The sequence below is a fragment of the Pandoraea soli genome (genome assembly GCF_902459595.1).
In the GTDB taxonomy this organism is placed as follows: Bacteria; Pseudomonadota; Gammaproteobacteria; order Burkholderiales; family Burkholderiaceae; genus Pandoraea; species Pandoraea cepalis.
The window spans coordinates 419743-436584 of the sequence record NZ_CABPSG010000002.1; the positions used below are offsets into that span (position 1 = coordinate 419743).

9 protein-coding genes and 1 pseudogene are annotated in these 16842 nt (G+C 67.5%); 6 read left to right on the forward strand and 4 right to left on the reverse strand.

All coding sequences use genetic code 11. The features are described 5' to 3' along the window. Positions 1-57 precede the first annotated feature (57 nt). Entirely contained in the window at positions 58-4365 is a 4308-nt protein-coding gene (locus PSO31014_RS05905; protein WP_150550745.1) for a YhdP family phospholipid transporter, read from the reverse strand. A gap of 155 nt (positions 4366-4520) precedes the next feature. On the opposite strand from PSO31014_RS05905, the gene glnE reads away from it, so the two are divergent. Continuing rightward, complete coding sequence (gene glnE / locus PSO31014_RS05910; RefSeq protein WP_150550746.1) at positions 4521-7403, forward strand: bifunctional [glutamate--ammonia ligase]-adenylyl-L-tyrosine phosphorylase/[glutamate--ammonia-ligase] adenylyltransferase; 2883 nt, start codon at positions 4521-4523, stop codon at positions 7401-7403. Positions 7404-7473: 70 nt separating this feature from the next. Here the strand turns inward: glnE and recN are convergent, their stop codons facing one another. Together recN and PSO31014_RS05920 are read right to left on the reverse strand one after the other, a co-directional pair. Next, on the reverse strand, positions 7474-9138 hold the full coding sequence (recN, locus tag PSO31014_RS05915; protein ID WP_150550747.1) for a DNA repair protein RecN: 1665 nt from the start codon (positions 9136-9138) through the stop codon (positions 7474-7476). A 23-nt stretch (positions 9139-9161) separates the two neighbouring features. Beyond that, the gene (locus tag PSO31014_RS05920; protein WP_150550748.1) at positions 9162-10070 is read right to left on the reverse strand and encodes an NAD kinase; all 909 of its coding nucleotides are present in this window, start codon (positions 10068-10070) and stop codon (positions 9162-9164) included. Positions 10071-10182: 112 nt separating this feature from the next. Here PSO31014_RS05920 and hrcA point away from each other — a divergent pair, with 112 nt between their 5' ends. From hrcA to PSO31014_RS05940, 4 genes and pseudogenes are all read left to right on the forward strand, one after another. Next, positions 10183-11211 (forward strand): heat-inducible transcriptional repressor HrcA, encoded by a 1029-nt coding sequence (gene hrcA, locus PSO31014_RS05925; RefSeq protein WP_150550749.1) that lies wholly within the window; start codon positions 10183-10185, stop codon positions 11209-11211. 257 nt (positions 11212-11468) lie between these two features. Next, complete coding sequence (locus PSO31014_RS22355) at positions 11469-13868, forward strand: DUF6600 domain-containing protein (RefSeq protein ID WP_174976406.1); 2400 nt, start codon at positions 11469-11471, stop codon at positions 13866-13868. Positions 13869-13973: 105 nt separating this feature from the next. Beyond that, positions 13974-15005: pseudogene (gene hemH / locus PSO31014_RS05935) on the forward strand (ferrochelatase); the annotation flags it as partial. A gap of 164 nt (positions 15006-15169) precedes the next feature. Beyond that, positions 15170-15571, forward strand: coding sequence for an RNA-binding S4 domain-containing protein (locus PSO31014_RS05940; protein WP_150550751.1), 402 nt, complete (start codon positions 15170-15172; stop codon positions 15569-15571). A gap of 54 nt (positions 15572-15625) precedes the next feature. Here PSO31014_RS05940 and PSO31014_RS05945 read toward each other — a convergent pair whose 3' ends face one another. Next, positions 15626-15814, reverse strand: a complete 189-nt coding sequence (locus PSO31014_RS05945) for a hypothetical protein (protein ID WP_017232021.1) — start codon at positions 15812-15814, stop codon at positions 15626-15628. A gap of 299 nt (positions 15815-16113) precedes the next feature. Here PSO31014_RS05945 and grpE point away from each other — a divergent pair, with 299 nt between their 5' ends. Beyond that, complete coding sequence (grpE, locus tag PSO31014_RS05950; RefSeq protein WP_150550752.1) at positions 16114-16659, forward strand: nucleotide exchange factor GrpE; 546 nt, start codon at positions 16114-16116, stop codon at positions 16657-16659. The last annotated feature ends 183 nt before the right edge of the window (positions 16660-16842 follow it).

Genomic DNA, 16842 nt, shown 5'->3' on the forward strand with positions numbered 1-16842 from the left:
GTCATGTCATGGGTGGATTGGGCACGCAAGCGTGTCTCAGGCCTGTCGGATAGGCGCTCAGTTGCCGCGCAGGCCGGCCGGCTGCGCGCTGTTTTGCGCGCCGGGCAGGGCTTCCGGGGATGGAACGATCTTACTCTTATTGCCGTCGGCTTGTTCGATGACGGGATTGTCCCAGGAGCCGCTCACATGGTAGGTCGTCGAGAGCGTGCGCGAAAGCTGCTCGCCCAGCGCCAGTTGCGCGAAAAACGAACCGATGCCCAGTGCCGGGTTGACAATCGCCCACGCGAGCGAGGCCGACGCCGCGTTGATCTTCGGCAGCACCAACACGGTGAGGTCCTGCGTCTCGCGCGCTAGGTCGGTATGACCGTCGATCTTGATGGTCGCCGCATTGGCGTTGATCGTCAGATCGGTGGTGTTGGCCACGCCACCCTGCATCGTGGCGTTCCCGTCGATGCTGTCGAAGGGCAGGCCGCTGCCGATCACGCTGCTGAAATTGAACGTCAGGAACTTGGCGAGTGTCTGCACTGAAAAAATGCCCAGCAGCTTGGCCAGTCCGGGGTCGGCCTTCAGGATCTGCCCGCGCTTGAGATCGATCGTGACACGGCCGCCGAGCGTCGGGTAGTCGATCGCGTCGGGACCGCCTCGCCAACCGAAACGGCCCGAGACCGTCCCCGAGCCGTCCTTGACGGTCTTGGGCATCCCCAGGCGGTCGAGCAGGCCACCCGCGTCCTTCACGTCGAGATTGAAGTCGAGCACGGTGCGGCGCGGCACGTCGTCGCTCCCCGCGGGGGCTGCGCGGCGACGCGAGGTGCGCCAGTTGCCCTTGACGTTGAGCGTGGCGGCGCTGTTGGTGAGCGACAGTTGGGTGAGCTGCCACACGGGCACGCCGTCCTCGATATCGTTGTGCGCGTTCAATTGCAGCCGGCCCAGCGGCTTGTCGCGCAGCACGAAATCATTGGCCACGACGTCGATGGCCGGGAATTCGTCGCTCGGCTCATCGAGGACTTGCGTGAGGACATCGCTGCCGTGGTCCTCGCGTGGAATCACCAGCTTCGCGAGCCGCGCGCGCAGGGTGCCCGACGGGTTCTTCGCATCGGGCGCGTGCCACTCGGCAAAGCCGGAAACGAGGTCGGAGGCCAGACTGACCTGCCAGTCGCGATCGCTGCGCTGGGCGCCCACCACCAGTTCGGGCCACTGGCGCGACATCAGGCGCACCTGCTTGGCATGCAGGGCGAGACGCGTCGGCAGGTAGGGCGTGAGCGCGCCGAACTCGTCGCGCGCCGTCGTGGCCGTGGCCGACGTCCCCGCCGGGGCGGGGGGCGTGCCCTGGGCGCTTTGGGGGGGCGGCGCGTTGGCAGTCCCCGCGTCGCTGCCAAGCGACGCAATCACGCTTCGCCAGGCGTCCACGTCGAGGGTATCGAACTGGGCGGCTGCCTGAACCCCCTCGCGCGGCGCGGGCACGGGCTGGTTGATGCCGATGCCGCCACGCAGCACCTCGACGCGCGCGGGGTTTCCTGCGCTCCCGCCGCTGCGCTCTTGCACGTAATTGCCTTGAACGCTGCCGACGGCGAAGTCGAGTGTATCGATGCGACGGCCGCCCGGACTCGGCTGGGGACGCAGCGTGAAGCGTGCGGGCAACGAGGTCTCCGCACGCTTGCCGAGCGGGGCGGGCAGGTTCACGGCCAGGCCGACGAGCGTGGATTGGACCGCCACGTCGGTCATGCCTTGACGTACTGTGACCGTTGCCGAATAGGGCGTGCCGCCCGTCATGCGCTTGGCCAGTTGCGCCAGCGACGCGCTGTCCTGATTGTCGCGCAGGCCTTGCGCGCTCAACGTGCCGCCAATGTTCAGCGCGATGGTGCCGTCGCTGCGACTGCCGCCCGAAGCGCGCACATCGCCGCCGAGGAACGTGCCGCGCAGATTGTCGAGCGAGATACCGCGCTCGGTGAACGCGAGTTCCCCGTCGACGGCGCCGAAGGTCGGCAGACCGTTCAGCAGCGTGATGTCGTTGCGCAGGAAGCGCGCGCGCCCCGTGACCTTGGATCGATCGGTGTGATCGAGTGGCATCGACAACTGCATCGCGAGCTGTGTGTTGCCGCTCGCGCGTGTCTCGTCGGTAAAGTCGCCGATCCAGTGCCCCACCGGGCTGCCGTTCAGGTACTTCACGAAGTCGGCCGCCGGACCGCGCGCGTCGCCCTTGAGGGTGAGTACGGAATCGTCCTGTCCAATGTCGTTGATGTCGCCCACCACCTGGTTGAGCGAGACGCCGAAGACTGTGCCGCTGTCGATGGCGATGTGCAACTTGTCGGCGTCGAAGCGCAGATTGCCACGCACCTTCTCAAAGGCCGGCCAGACTTCCGTGTGGCCGGGGCGTAGCGGTGACGGGTTGAAGGTGACGTCGACGAGCGGAATGTCGATGCGGAACTTGCCGCCGCCCTTGCCGTACGGGAAGTTGTCGAGATCGCCCTGTACGGCGAACGGCGCGTTCTGCACCGTGCCCGCAAGCAGCGCGCGTTGCAGATAATCGCGCACGCTCGCGCCGATGTCGGTCGGCAGATAGCGCGGCACCGCGCCGGCGCTCGCGCGCACAATGTTGCCCTTCAGGTCGACGATGCCGTTGCCCTTGCCGCCGTTGCGCCACGTGCCGGTGACATCGCCCGCCAACTCGGCGTTCTGCAGGTGCAGGGCATCGACGCGCACCTCCACGTCCGCTGGGGCGTCGCGCTGGGTCGCCGAGTGCGAGACGCGCCACGACGTGCGCGCGGTGAGCGTGTCGAGATCGATGCGCGGCTGGTCGAAGCGGCCCGGAAAGTCGAGCGCGGCGTGCTTCGCATTGAGGGTCAGGGCGCCGCGCGACTGATCGGCGTCGATGTGCCCGCTCAGATTGGCGAAGCCCGGGCGTCCCGCATTGGGTGACCCCGGATTCGCCGGCGGATGCTCACTCGGTGCGCTGTCGACACCGAGACCTTCAAAGTCGGCGACCACCCGATAGCGTTCGCGCTCGGGCGGCAGTTGCCGGATCCCCGGCAGGTCGCGCCAGTTGCCCGGGCCGTGCGGCTTGGGGGCCTGGTAGCTGAGGTCGAAATTGATCAGTCGGCCGCGCGGCTGGAAACTCGCGAGCGCGTCGCGTGTTTGCGGGGCGAGCGGCAGCGACGGCACGAGCGCCATCGCGGCGCCGATGTCGAAGCGCTGGCCCGCAAACGCGGCGTGCAGTCCGTGCTCGTTCGTGCCCGGCGTGTAGGTGGCGCGCAGATCGGGCACGTCGAGCGTCGGGCGGCCCGCGGCTTGCAACGTCAGATCGCGGGCGCGCAGTTGCCAGCCGGCGTCGGCGTGGGGCGTTACGCGGGTCACGTCGATCCGGCCCTGCGTGGCGTCGAAGGTGAGCGGCGGCAAATCGTCGGCCAGTTGCACCGACGTGTCCGCTCCCGCGGCGCGCAGCGTCGCCCCCGTGATCGCCCCATCGTCGAAGTCGACCCATGCCCGCGCGGCAACGCGACCGCGCGTGTCCTTGCCCGGCAGATCGACGTAGCGGGCCAGTTCGGTGAGATCGAGCGTGCCGACCTCGCCGTAGAGCTGACCGCGCCACCGCCTGACTTCGCCGGGGCGTGCAAACAGAGGATTGGTGAACCGCGCCCGAATGTCGAGCGGCGCCACGATACCCGGCGGCGGATTCGCCTGCATGCCGAAGCGATGGTCGAAGCCGCGATTGCGCAGCATGGCGTTGACCTGCGTGACGACGACGTCGGGCGCGTTGCGCGTGGCATCGCGCCAGCGCAAGGTGCCGTTGCGAATCACGACCCGCGACTGACGCATGAGCCAGTCGGCGGCGGTCGAGTCGGTCGTGCCGCCGGTGCCGGTCACCGGCATGCCCGCGACAAGAATCGAGCCGTCGGTGAGGCGTTCGATGGTGAGATCGGGTTCGGATAACGTGAGGTTCGACAGGCGCACGTCGAGGTGGATCAGGCTGGTCCACGAGAGCACCGCGTCGAGACGGTGGAGCGTCAGGCTTGGCTCGGCGGGCGGGGGCGCCCCGGGCGGCGTGTCCGGCGTGGGGGGGGCCGGGCGCGTGATGCGAACGTCTTCGAGCGTCAGGTAAGGGTGCCAGCCGTGCCAGACGGCGTCGATGCGGCCGATGGCGACGGGCAGGCCGATGGCGCGCGAGGCGGCCGCTTCGATCTGCGCTCGGTAGTCCGACACACGCGGCAGGATGACGTACCGGGTCGTGAGGACGACGGCGCCAAGTCCGAAATAGGCGATGACGACGAGCGCCAGCAGCCATTCCAGGCCCAGTCGCAAGCCACGCGGCAGTGACGAGAACCAGGACCGGTTGCCGGTGGACGAGGCGGGCGGCTTACGGTCGGTCATGCTGCGCGTCTACGAGGGAATGTGGTAGTTTCTGTGGCAAAGACTGTAACACAAGCCCAAGGCCGCCCGACGGCCCGGCCGTAGGAGAAACAGACGTGTGATCCGGCGTTTCATCGCGCACGGGTAAGCCTTCGAAAGTCTCTTCAACCTCATTGATGACCGGAACCCCGCCAGTGAGTTCACCCGAAAACCCCAGCGATATCCCGTCCTACTCGCGCTATGCGGCGCGCATGCTGGCGAGCCGTCCCGCGCTCGTCGAGGCTTTGCCCGCCTTGGCCGAGCACCCTGTGGACGCGCGTTGGCTCGCCCGTCGCTTCGAAGCCATCACCGGCACGCAGCTATCGCCGCCCGAGCAGCCCACGGGGGTCTCGGGCGTTGACGAGGCGGGCCTCGCCCGGGCGCTGCGCGTGCTGCGCGTGGAAGCCTTGTGCGCCGTCATGCAGCGCGATCTGGACGGTCGCGCCGAGTTGGCCGAGGTCACCGAAGCCATGACGGCCCTCGCCGAGTTCGCCATCCAGGCGGGCATCACGGTCCTCTCGCGCGACCTCGAAGCCATCCACGGCGTGCCGCGCAATGCGGAAGGGCAGCGACAGACGCTCGCCGTGGTCGGCATGGGCAAGCTTGGCGGACGCGAATTGAACGTCTCGTCGGACATCGACCTGATCTTCGTCTATGAAGACGACGGCGATACGTCGGCGCCCGACGATGCCGAGCCGGCGGCGGCGAGCCGCTTGCGTTCGCTCTCGAACCACGAATTCTTCACCAAGCTCGGTCGCAAGCTGATCGGCATGATTTCCGAACTCACCCCGGACGGCTATGTGTTCCGCGTGGACATGCGCCTGCGTCCCAATGGCGATTCCGGGCCGCTTGTGTGCAGCCTGCCGATGCTCGAAGAGTATTTCTACGTGCAGGGGCGCGAGTGGGAGCGCTATGCGTGGATCAAGGGGCGGCTGGTGTCCGAGGTGGCGAGCGAACCCGGCAAGCGCACCGAGCGGCTGCTCGCGGCGCTGGTCCAGCCGTTCGTGTTCCGCCGTTACCTGGATTACGGCGTGATCGGCGCCATTCGCGCGCTGCACGAGCAGATTCGTCACGAGGCGGAGCGCCGTGCGCGCGCCAAGCCGGCACGCATCAACGACATCAAGCTCGGACGCGGCGGCATTCGCGAAGTGGAGTTCTCCGCGCAAGTGTTTCAACTGATTCGGGGCGGGCAAGAGCCGGAACTGCGCGTGCGGCCGACGCTCGCCGTGCTGGGCGTGGCGGCGCGACGCGGCTGGCTCGCCCAGCACGTGGCCGACGAACTCGCGAACGCCTACGTCTTCCTGCGCAAGCTCGAACACCGTATTCAGTATCTGGACGATGCGCAGACGCACATTCTCCCGGCCTCTGGCGACGATCGTCTTGCGGTGGCGCACGCCATGGGTTTCCCCGACGAAGCGAGCTTCATGACGGTGCTCGACGAGCATCGCGAGTTCGTCGCCGCGCAGTTCGACGAGATCTTCGCGGACAAGGCCGGCGGCAGCGGACGCAAGGCGGCGGCGTCGGACACAGGCCAATGCGAATGTCCGCCGGAATTGTGGAGCGAATGCCTGGCCGACGAGACGCAGACGGGCGATCTCGGCAATCAGCTCGCGCGCCTGGGCTTCACCGACGCCGACGGTGCCCTCGACCGGCTGCGCGCCGTCTGGACGTCGTCGCGCTACAAGGCGCTGGGCGAAACCAGCCGGCGCCGCTTCGATCAACTGGTGCAGCGCGCCGTGGAAGGCTCGGCCGGCACGGGCGAGGCCGACGCCGTGCTTGCGCGCATGCTCGACCTGCTTTCGGCGATCAGCCGTCGCAGTTCGTATCTGGCGCTGCTCACCGAGTATCCGCGCGCGCTGGAGCGCGTTGTCAAGGTGTTGGCCGGCTCGCGTTGGGCGGCAGGCTACCTGATCCGTCACCCGCAATTGCTCGACGAGCTGCTCGACGACGAAGCGCTCGCCGCGCCGTTCGACTGGGCGTCTTTCAAAACACAGTTGCTGTTGAGCCTGAATGCGTCGGGCGCGGCCGGCAACGTCGAAGTGCAGATGGACATTCTGCGGCGCGCACATCACGCCGAGGTGTTCCGTATCCTGCTGCTCGATTTGCAGGGCACGTTGTCGGTCGAGGCGATCGGCGACCGGCTCTCGGAACTGGCGGACATCATTGTCGACGTGACGATCTCGACCGTGTGGCCGCACGTGGCCACACGCCACCGCGAGGTCCCGCGTTTCTCGGTCATCGCGTATGGCAAGCTCGGCGGCAAGGAGCTGGGCTATGTGTCCGACCTCGACCTGATCTTCCTTTACGACGACGATGACGACCGCGCGCCGGACGCCTATGCCGCGCTCGCTCGCCGTTTCGTGACCTGGCTCACCACGCACACCGGCGCGGGCACGCTCTTCGACGTCGATCTGCGGCTGCGGCCGAACGGCTTGTCGGGCTTGTTGGTGACGAGCGTCGAGAGCTTCCGCCAGTACCAGTTCCGCGAGGGCAATGCGAACACCGCGTGGGTCTGGGAGCATCAGGCGCTCACGCGCGCTCGCTTCTGTGCCGGGGACGAGGCGATTGGCGCGACGTTCGAGAAGATCCGCGCGCAGGTGCTCGCTACGCCCCGCGAGGCGCTACCGCTTGCCCAGGAAATTGTGGCGATGCGGCGCAAGGTGCTGGAGGGGCATCCGAACCCGACCCCGCTGTTCGATCTGAAGCACGACCGCGGGGGCATGGTGGACATCGAATTTACCGTGCAGTACCTGGTGCTGCTGCATTCGGGGGCGCATCCGTCGCTGCTCCGCAATGCGGGCAATATCGCGCTGTTGCGCGAAGCGGCGCAACTCGGGCTGATCGACGCGACGCTTGCGGACGGCGCGGCCGCCGCTTATCGGATCTATCGCAAACGCCAGCACAAGTTGCGGCTCGATGGGGTGGAAGCGGCCCGCGTGCCGGCCAGTGACGTGGCGGCCGAACGCGACGCCGTCATGGCGCTGTGGGATTCGGTGTTCGCGGGCGCTGTGTCGGGGTGATAACGTTCACGGGCGGACGATGACTCGCCGCCCGTGCTTGCCCTGCGCGCGATGGCGGCAACCCGCGCGCTCAGAGCGCGAGCATCTCCCGCGCGTGTTTGCGCGTCGTTGCGGTGATCTCCACACCGCCGAGCATCCGGGCGATCTCCTCGACGCGCTCCGTGCGACCGAGCGGCTCGATTTCACTCATCGTCGTATCGCCGTCGCTGCGTTTTTTCACGCGCAGATGCTGGTGGCCGAGCGCGGCGACCTGAGGCAGGTGGGTGACGCACAACACTTGCCGTCCCTGCCCCAGTTCCCGCAGCAAACGGCCGACCACTTCGGCCACGGCGCCGCCGATGCCCGAATCGACTTCGTCGAAAATCAGGGTCGGCGTGAGGCTCACGCTGCTGGCGATCACCTGCAACGCCAGGCTGATGCGCGCCAACTCGCCGCCCGACGCCACCTTGGCCAGCGGCCGCGTGGGCACGCCCGGGTGACCGGCGACGAGAAATTCGACCGTCTCCAGACCGAACGACTGCGGCTCCGGCGTGGGACTCAGGGCGACCTCGAAGCGTCCGCCCGGCATCGAGAGATCCTGCATGGCGCGCGTGACTTCCCGCGAAAGCGACGCCGCGGCCGCCGCGCGTGCCTTCGACAAGGTGGCCGCCAGCGTCAGATAGCTCGCGTGCGCGGCGTCGGCTGCCGCCTGCATGGTCGCCGTGTCCTGCGACGCGGTCAGTTCGTCCAGTTGGGCACGGCGTTCGGCTCGCTCGGCGGGCAGTTGCTCGGGCGTGACGCGAAACTTGCGGGCCGCCGAGTGCAGCGCCTCTAGCCGTTGCTCGATCACGGCCAGACGTTCCGGATCGAGATCGATGCGTTGCGCGTAATGCGTGAGCGAGTGCACGGCTTCGCGGAGTTGGATCTCGGCCGGCTCCAGCGCGGCCAGTGCGTCGGCCAGCCCGGCATCGATCTCGGCCAGTTCGCGGATCTGGTGCACCACGTGACCGAGCGACGGGACGAGTGCGCCATCGGCTTCCGCGAGCACGTCAAGCGCGCCTTGCACGCCATTGATCAGGCTGGCGGCGTGCGACAGGCGGCGATGTTCGGCGCTCACGTCGTCCCATTCCCCTTCCTGCGGATTCAGTTTGTCGAGTTCGGATGTCTGCCATTCGAGACGCTCGCGCTCGAGCTGTAGCTCGCGGTCGCGCCCGTGGGCTTCCTCGCAACGTTTGACGAGACGCCGCCATTCCTTGTGCGCCGCCGCCGTGTCCGCCGCGAGCGCGGTGGCGCCGGCATGGGCGTCGAGCAGGCGGCGCTGTGCGTCGGGACGCAGCAACTGTTGATGGGCGTGCTGCCCGTGAATGTCGACGAGCATCTCGCCGAGTTCACGCAGTTGGGTGAGGGTGGCGGGCGTGCCGTTGACGAAGGCGCGCGAGCGTCCGCCCGAGTCGAGCACGCGGCGCAGCAGCACGCCGCCGTGTTCTTCGAGCGTGAGCGCCTGCGCCTGCAGCCAGGCTTCGAGATCGGGGCGGGCCTCGGCGTCGGCGGCGAACTCAGCGGTGATGTCGGCGCGCGTTTGTCCGGCGCGCACCATACTGGTGTCGCCGCGCTCGCCCATGGCCAGCGCGAGCGCGTCGATCAGAATCGATTTGCCCGCGCCGGTCTCCCCCGAGAACACGGTGAAGCCGGCGGAGAATTCCAGGTCGAGACGATCGACGATCACGAAATCGCGAATCGAGAGACTGCGTAGCATGGGCGGTCGGGTAGGGCGTGAAGTCAGGTCTGCGGCGAATCTTCGTCGGAGATGTGCTCGTTCCAGTGCAGCTTGCGGCGCAGCGTCGCGTAGTAGTTGTAGCCGACCGGGTGCAGGAACGTCACCTGGTGCTCGGAACGGCCCAGCAGAATCCGGTCGCCCTGACGCAGTTCGGCAAACGACTGCATGTCGAAGTTGGCGCCGACCTCGCGCCCGCCGGTGATCGTGATGACGATTTCGCTCGAATCCGGCAGCACGATCGGGCGGTTCGACAGCGCGTGCGGGGCAATCGGCACGAGCACCACGCCGCCAAGACGCGGATGCAGGATCGGGCCGGTGGCCGAGAGCGCATAGGCGGTCGAGCCCGTGGGCGTGGCGACGATCAGGCCGTCCGAACGCTGCTTGTACATGAAGCGGCCGTCAACGTCGACACGCAGCTCGACCATGCCCGAGATGCCCGAGCGGTTCACCACCACGTCGTTGAACGCGAGCGTCTCGAACAGCGTCTGGCCGTCGCGCTCGACACGTGCGGCCAACAGCGTGCGCTGCTCGGCTTCGAAATGCCCTTCGAGCATGGCCGGCACGACCTGTCGCATCTCGTCGAGCGGAATATCGGTGATGAAACCGACGCGTCCGTGGTTCACGCCGATGAGCGGCACCTTCGAGGCGGCCAGTTGACGGCCGACGCCGAGCATCGTCCCGTCACCACCGATGACCACCGCCACATCGGCCTGGGTGCCGATTTCCTGAATATCGAGGGGGCGGTAGGGATCGGCGGCCGCGCCGATGTTGTGCGCCGTATCACGCTCGAAGATGACGTGATGACCCCGCTGGGCGATGCATGCCGCCAGCGTGAGCAACGGTTCGGCAACGCCGTCGGCATGGTATTTCCCGACGAGCGCCACGGTCTTGAAAGGGCTCCCTGTTTTCATGCCGCCATTACACCATAAGTCGATGACAGCAACCATCGGCACGCGCGGCCTTGCCGGCCCCTCGGGGTTTGCCGCACGCCGTGCTTGTACATTTCGCGTTACAATTTTCGCCATGCTAGATCAACGTGCGCAAACGCTACTCAAAACCCTGATCGAACGGTACATCGCCGATGGCCAGCCGGTGGGGTCGCGCACGCTATCGCGATACTCCGGGCTCGATCTGTCGCCGGCAACCATCCGCAATGCGATGGCCGACCTCGAGGCGCTCGGCTTCGTGGCCAGCCCGCATACGTCCGCCGGTCGGATTCCGACGCCGCGTGCCTACCGGCTGTTCGTCGACACCATGCTGACGGTGAGCCCGCTCGGCGATGCCGTGCATCAGTTGGCGTCGCAGGTACAGACCCGGTTGCAGCCGGCGGGGCCGCAGCAACTGGTCGCCTCGGCGGCGGAAGTGCTCTCGAATCTCTCGCAGTTCGCGGGTGTGGTGCTGACACCGCGCCGCAGCCAGATCTTTCGGCAGATCGAATTCCTGCGACTGTCCGAAAAGCGCGTGCTGCTCATCATCGTCACCCCCGACGGCGACGTGCAGAACCGCATCATCCTGACGGAAAAGGATCACTCCCCCGCACAACTGGTCGAGGCGGCGAACTACCTGAACGCGCATTTCGGGGGCCAAAGCTTCGATGAGGTGCGCGCCAGCTTGCGCGGCGAACTCGATGCCCTGCGCTCCGACATGAGTGCCTTGATGCAGGCGGCTGTCCAGGCGGGCAGCGACGCCATGGCCGACACCTCGCGCGAGAGCTTGCTGATCTCGGGCGAGCGCAATCTGCTGGGCGTGGAGGATCTGTCGTCGAACATGGCGCGACTGCGCAAGCTGTTCGACGTGTTCGAGTCCAAGACCGGCCTGCTGCAACTGCTCGACGTGTCGAGCCGGGCGCAGGGTGTTCAGATTTTCATCGGCGGCGAGTCGAGCCTCGTGCCGATCGAAGAGATGACGGTCATCACGGCACCGTACGAAGTCGACGGCGAAGTGGTCGGCACGTTGGGCGTGATCGGCCCGACGCGCATGGCCTACGAGCGTGTGATTCCCATCGTCGACATCACAGCCAAGCTGCTTTCCAGCGCGCTCAGCCAACATTAGGCGGCGGCTGGGCCCGCGTGACGGTCCATCCTGCGCTTCGTCACGCCAAGCATTCCGAACATCGCCCCTGGCCCCTCGTCTCGTTACACCCCCGTAGCATTCCTTTACACGCTGTCACACACGGCAGGCTTACGCTTGAAGCGTCACTTATGGCGAAGTCGCGGTCACGGCGTTCGCCGAAGGATTCGGACAGAGCAACAAGGTGGTGCGACCGAGACAACGCTCGGCGCGTGCACCGGACAGTGCCCGGAGTGTCTATGAAATCCCTGATTTCCTGGCGGACGGTGGTTCGCTATCTCGGCGTCGGGCTCGCGCTCGGAGCGCTTGGCGCGGCGGGACTTCCCGCGCTGGCGCAGGCACAGAGCGCCGATCCCCCGGGGCGCGTAGCGCGTCTGAACGAATTCGACGGCACGGTCACGTACGCCCCCGCAGGTACCAGCGACTGGCGCTACGCGGATCGCAACCGACCGCTCACCACGGGCGACGCCGTCTGGGTCGAGCGCAACAGCCGCGCGGAGATGCATGTGGGCGGCACGGCGGTTCGCATGGGGGCATCCACGAGCGTCGTTCTCTCGGCCGTGACCGACGAGAATGTGCAACTGAACGTAACGCAGGGCACCGTCGGTCTGCATTTGAGGGCTTTCGATCCGAACCAGCCTTACGAGATCGACACGCCGAATCTGGCGTTCGTCCCGCAGCAGGCCGGGGAGTATCGTGTGGATGTTGATCCGGGCGGGGTGACGACCGTGAGCGTCTGGCGCGGGGTGGCGACCGTCTATGGGCAGGGCGCGTCGGTGCCGTTGCGACCGGGCCAACGGGTGGCGTTCGTGGGTCAGAATCTGACGCAGCAGTCGGCCGGGCCACTCGTGGCCGATGCGTTCGACCAATGGGTGCGCCAGCGCGACACGCGCGAGGCGGGCTCGGTCTCCGCGCGCTATGTGTCGCGCGACATGACCGGGTTCGAAAGCCTGGACGATTATGGCGCATGGCAGGAGACCCCGGGCTACGGTGCCGTTTGGGTGCCCTCGGACGTGCCGACGGGCTGGGCACCGTATCGCACGGGCCATTGGGCCTGGGTCGACCCGTGGGGATGGACCTGGGTCGACGATGCGCCTTGGGGCTTCGCGCCCTATCACTACGGACGGTGGGCCTATGTCGACGCACGCTGGTGCTGGGTGCCGGGGCCGGTCGCGGTGCGTCCGGTGTACGCACCGGCGCTGGTCGGCTGGGTGAGCGGCAACAGCGGCGGGAATGCATGGGGGATCGCGTTTGCAACAGGCGGCGCGGGACTCGCGTGGTTCGCATTGGGACCGCACGACGCTTACCGTCCGGCGTATCGCGCCAGCGCGTCGTATGTCACCAACATCAATCGATCGACGGTGATCCAGACGACCAATGTCACGAATATCAACGTCAACAATGTGTATGTGAACCGTAATGTGCGCGGCGCCGTCTCGACGATGCCGGCACAGGCGTTCGTGCAGGGCCGGCGGGTGGGCGCGCCGGTGGCATTGGCCGCCCCGCGCGCTGGACAGACTTGGCGTGTTGGAAATACGCCTGGCGTCGCACCGGTGCAGCAGAGCGTGTTCGGCAATAGTCGCCCGGCACCGGTCACGCCCCCGGCCGGCGCGTTCAACCGGCAGGTACTGGCGACGCGTGCGCCGGTCGGTCGCGCGATGCCGTCGCGTGAACTCACGAGCACGTTGCACGCGGTGCCGAATGCCGGCGGCGCGCCGCTGACGTTCGGCCAGAACGCGCAACCACGTCAGAGCGGCAGGCCGACGGGGCCGAACCCGCAGGGGCGTGTGCAGCCGCGCGTGACGGTGGTCGAAACGCACGGGCCGGTCGGTGCGGCGAACGGAGCGGCAGGTGCAACGCGCGCGCAACCGCCCCTCAAGGCCACGGGCGCGGAAGCGGCGCATGGGGGGCTACCACCGACCCACGCCGTACCGCCGATACAGGGTGTGCCGGGAACGCCGGGCATGCCAGGGGTGCCAGGGGTCCCGGGAGAGCCCGGGGTGCCAGGGCATGGCGTTTATCAGAGTCGTCCGGGGCAACTCGTGCCGCAGTCCCAACCGTCAGTCCGCGGTGGACAGGCCGTGCCGCACCCGCCGGGCGTGATGGTGCCGGGGCAACCTGCCGTGCGAGGCGAAGCCCCGCAGACGATGCCTCAGCCTGGGCACGACGCGGCGCAACGGGACATGCAGCGGTATCGCCCATCCCCGCAGACGCCCGCGGCGTCGCCCGAGCCGCAGCGCGTTCAACCGGATGCGGCAGGGCCGTCGCGTCGACCGCAGCAGTGGCAGTCGCACTCGCAGCCGCAAGCGCCGCAGCAGCCCGTTCAGCCGCAACCGCAGATGGCGCATCCGCAGCCGCAGCCGCATCCTCAGCCGCATCCTCAGCCGCAGCCGCATCCTCAGCCGCAACCTCGTCCGCAACCGCAGATCGAGCGTCAGCAAGCCGCGCCGAGACCGCAGCCTCAACCGGAGCGTCCGCAGGCCCCCCCTCGGCCGCACCAGCAACCGCAACCGCAGGAACATCCGCAGCCTGCGCCGCGTGAGCGCAAGCCAGAGGGCACGCAGGCCCCTGCGCATGGCGTCGAGCGTCCCACCGCAGCGCATCGTCCGTCACGCGAAGGCGAGCCCCCGCGCGGCTAATTGACGCACCGAACGCCGCGACCCGCCGTCATCCCCTGGCGGACGGCGGGGGCGACGCGGCTGGGGCCCGGCACGCGTTGCCCGCCTTGCGGTAAAGTACGCTCCATGCGCTTCGATCCCGAACCCATTTCGCATGGCCAGACCGGCAAGACGGCCGTTCTGCTGATTAACCTAGGCACGCCCGACGAGCCGCGTCCCGCGGCCGTGCGCCGCTATTTGCGCGAGTTTCTGTCGGATCCTCGCGTCGTGGAAATTCCCTCGTTGATATGGCAGCCGTTGCTGCGGCTGGTAATCCTGCCGTTCCGCTCGCGTCAGTCGGCGCAGAAATACGCGACGATCTGGACCCGTGACGGCTCTCCGCTCAAGGTGAACACCGAGTACCAGACGAACGCGTTGCGGGCCTTGCTGCACGCGAACGACTACGACGTGGTCGTCGACTACGCCATGCGCTACGGCAACCCGTCGATTCCGGAGCGCATTCGTGCGCTGCGGCAAACCGGCGTCGAGCGCATTCTGGTGCTGCCGCTCTATCCCCAGTATTCGAGCAGTACGACCGCCACCGCGACCGATGCCGTGTTCCGCGTGCTCGGCCGGCTGCGCAATCAGCCCGATGTGCGCACGGTGCGCGACTATCACGATCATCCGGCGTACATCGAGGCATTGCGCCAGCAGGTCGAAGGCTATTGGCAGCAGCACGGCCGGCCCGATTTCTCGGCGGGCGAGCGGCTGTTGCTCAGCTTTCACGGCGTGCCGCGCCGTACGCTCGACCTGGGCGATCCCTACCACGATCAATGCGTAAAGACCGCGCGCGCACTGGCCGCCGCGCTGGGCCTCGATGAGACGACCTGCCGTCTCACGTTTCAATCGCGTTTCGGCAAGGCCGAATGGCTCCAGCCTTACACGGCACCCACGCTCGAAGAGCTGGGCCGTGGCGGCACGCCGCGTGTCGATGTGTTCTGCCCGGGCTTCACCTCCGACTGTCTCGAGACGCTCGAAGAAATCAATATGGAAGGCCGCCACGCGTACCTGTCCGCCGGCGGCAAGGCATTCCATTTCATCCCGTGTCTGAACGGTGCGAGCGCCTGGATCACGGCGCTTGGCGAAATTGCGGCGCGTCACCTGCAAGGGTGGCCGGTGCTCACGCCCGAGGGCGCCGCTCAGGCGTCGTCGGCGGCGGTGGCCTCGACCCGGCAACGGCAAGTCGCGGCCGTGGCGGCGTTCGACGAAGCCAATGCGGCGGCGGCAGCGGCAGCGTCGGCAGCATCGGCCTTATCGGCGCAGGGCCAACCCGGAGCGGGCACGTGAGCGTCAAGGTGGACGATTCGCCGCAGGCCGCCACCCGCATCGACAAATGGTTGTGGGCGGCGCGTTTCTTCAAGACACGCTCCCTCGCCACGCAAGCCGTCGACCGTGGGCGGGTGCTGTGCAACGACGCCCGGGTCAAACCGGCGCGCGACGTGCGCCCGGGGGACCTTGTCACGGTGGATAACGGCAGCACGCGCTGGGAAGTGCGTGTGAAGGCCATCGCGGAAGTCCGGGGCTCGGCCCCGGTGGCGCAGTCGCTGTATGAAGAGACCGACGCCAGTCGGCGCATGCGTGCGAACGAGAGCGAACGCCGACGTCTGTTCCAGGAGCCCGCTGCGCAAATGCACGGGCGGCCGACGAAACGGGATCGACGGCGTCTCGGTGGCGTTGGCGAATAGGGGGAACGTGCGAGAGCGCTGACCCGTCGATGAGACGGCCGCGCCCTCGGGTGACTAGCGCGAAGGAATTCCGGTATTGGACGAATGCACCGGAACGCCCGGCATTTCAAAGTCGTGATACAGCACCGCCCGCACGCCACCGTACTCGGTATCGCGGGGGGTCACTGCGCCGGACAAGCAGATCGTAATCGTTACCGTCGTCACCAACGCAAGGATGAAGACAACAGCCAGTGGCAGCTTCATGATGCGCTCCTGAGAGAACGCTCGACGGGACGGGGGGATGTCCGGCGAGCGGCCAGGTCCAGCGCGGCACATGCATCCGCTGAACCGTATTTCATGTTAGGTCGCAGCAACGGCCGATACAATAGCGGACTCGTAACGCGTGTAACCGGATATTTATCGGCACGCGGCGCGCACCGGCATGGCGCACAGCGTGCCGCCAGCCCTTGAAATCGGTGTGAACGCCCCTACTATCCAAAGGGATTTGAACCGGTGGCGCATCGTCGTGGTGCGCCGCAAGAACCTTTTGACGACTCAAGCTCATGACTGAACCGCAAAACACCCCCGATCAGCCGATTCCGTCCCAGGCCGACGCGGCCCCGACCGACGCTGCGGGCGCGAACGACGCGCTGCCCTCGGTCGAGGCGCAACTGCTGGCGGCCCAGGCCGAAGCGGCCGCCCTGCGCGACGACGCCTTGCGCGCGCGCGCCGAGATGGAGAACGTCCGCCGCCGCGCGGAAGACGACGTGGCAAAGGCCCGCAAATTCGCCGTCGAGAGCTTCGCGGAGAATCTTCTGCCGGTGATCGACAGCCTGGAAGCGGCCGCGGCCGACAAGAGCGGCGATGTGGCCAAGCTCCAGGAAGGCGTCGCCCTGACGTTGCGCCAGCTTGTCTCGGCGCTCGAACGCAGCCGGGTGACGGTCATCGACCCGGCCGGTGCGAAGTTCGATCCGCATCAACACCAGGCCATCTCGATGGTGCCGGCCGAGCAGGAGCCGAACACCGTCGTCGCGGTACTGCAAAAGGGTTACCTGATCGCCGATCGCGTGTTGCGCCCGGCACTCGTGACCGTCGCGGCGGCCAAGTAATCGGGCCGCGCCGGCGTCGAACGTCATGACATCATGGCAAGTTTCGGCGTTCCGGCAGTCTGCACGGCATTCGCGGCAGGGGCCTGCGCGAGCGTCATGCCGACAGAGAAGCTGGCATGACGCGGGGCAAAACCCGACGACAGGAAGGGTCTTGAAATGGACCGGGCTTGCACCCATATGACG

Bases quoted from the DNA above. Each gene is read 5' to 3' on its own strand.
- glnE (WP_150550746.1), top strand. From the start codon at position 4,521: ATGACCGGAACCCCGCCAGTGAGTTCACCCGAAAACCCCAGCGATATC.
- hrcA (WP_150550749.1), top strand. From the start codon at position 10,183: ATGCTAGATCAACGTGCGCAAACGCTACTCAAAACCCTGATCGAACGG.
- PSO31014_RS05920 (WP_150550748.1), bottom strand. From the start codon at position 10,070: ATGAAAACAGGGAGCCCTTTCAAGACCGTGGCGCTCGTCGGGAAATAC.
- grpE (WP_150550752.1), top strand. From the start codon at position 16,114: ATGACTGAACCGCAAAACACCCCCGATCAGCCGATTCCGTCCCAGGCC.
- PSO31014_RS22355 (WP_174976406.1), top strand. From the start codon at position 11,469: ATGAAATCCCTGATTTCCTGGCGGACGGTGGTTCGCTATCTCGGCGTC.
- PSO31014_RS05945 (WP_017232021.1), bottom strand. From the start codon at position 15,814: ATGAAGCTGCCACTGGCTGTTGTCTTCATCCTTGCGTTGGTGACGACG.
- PSO31014_RS05905 (WP_150550745.1), bottom strand. From the start codon at position 4,365: ATGACCGACCGTAAGCCGCCCGCCTCGTCCACCGGCAACCGGTCCTGG.
- recN (WP_150550747.1), bottom strand. From the start codon at position 9,138: ATGCTACGCAGTCTCTCGATTCGCGATTTCGTGATCGTCGATCGTCTC.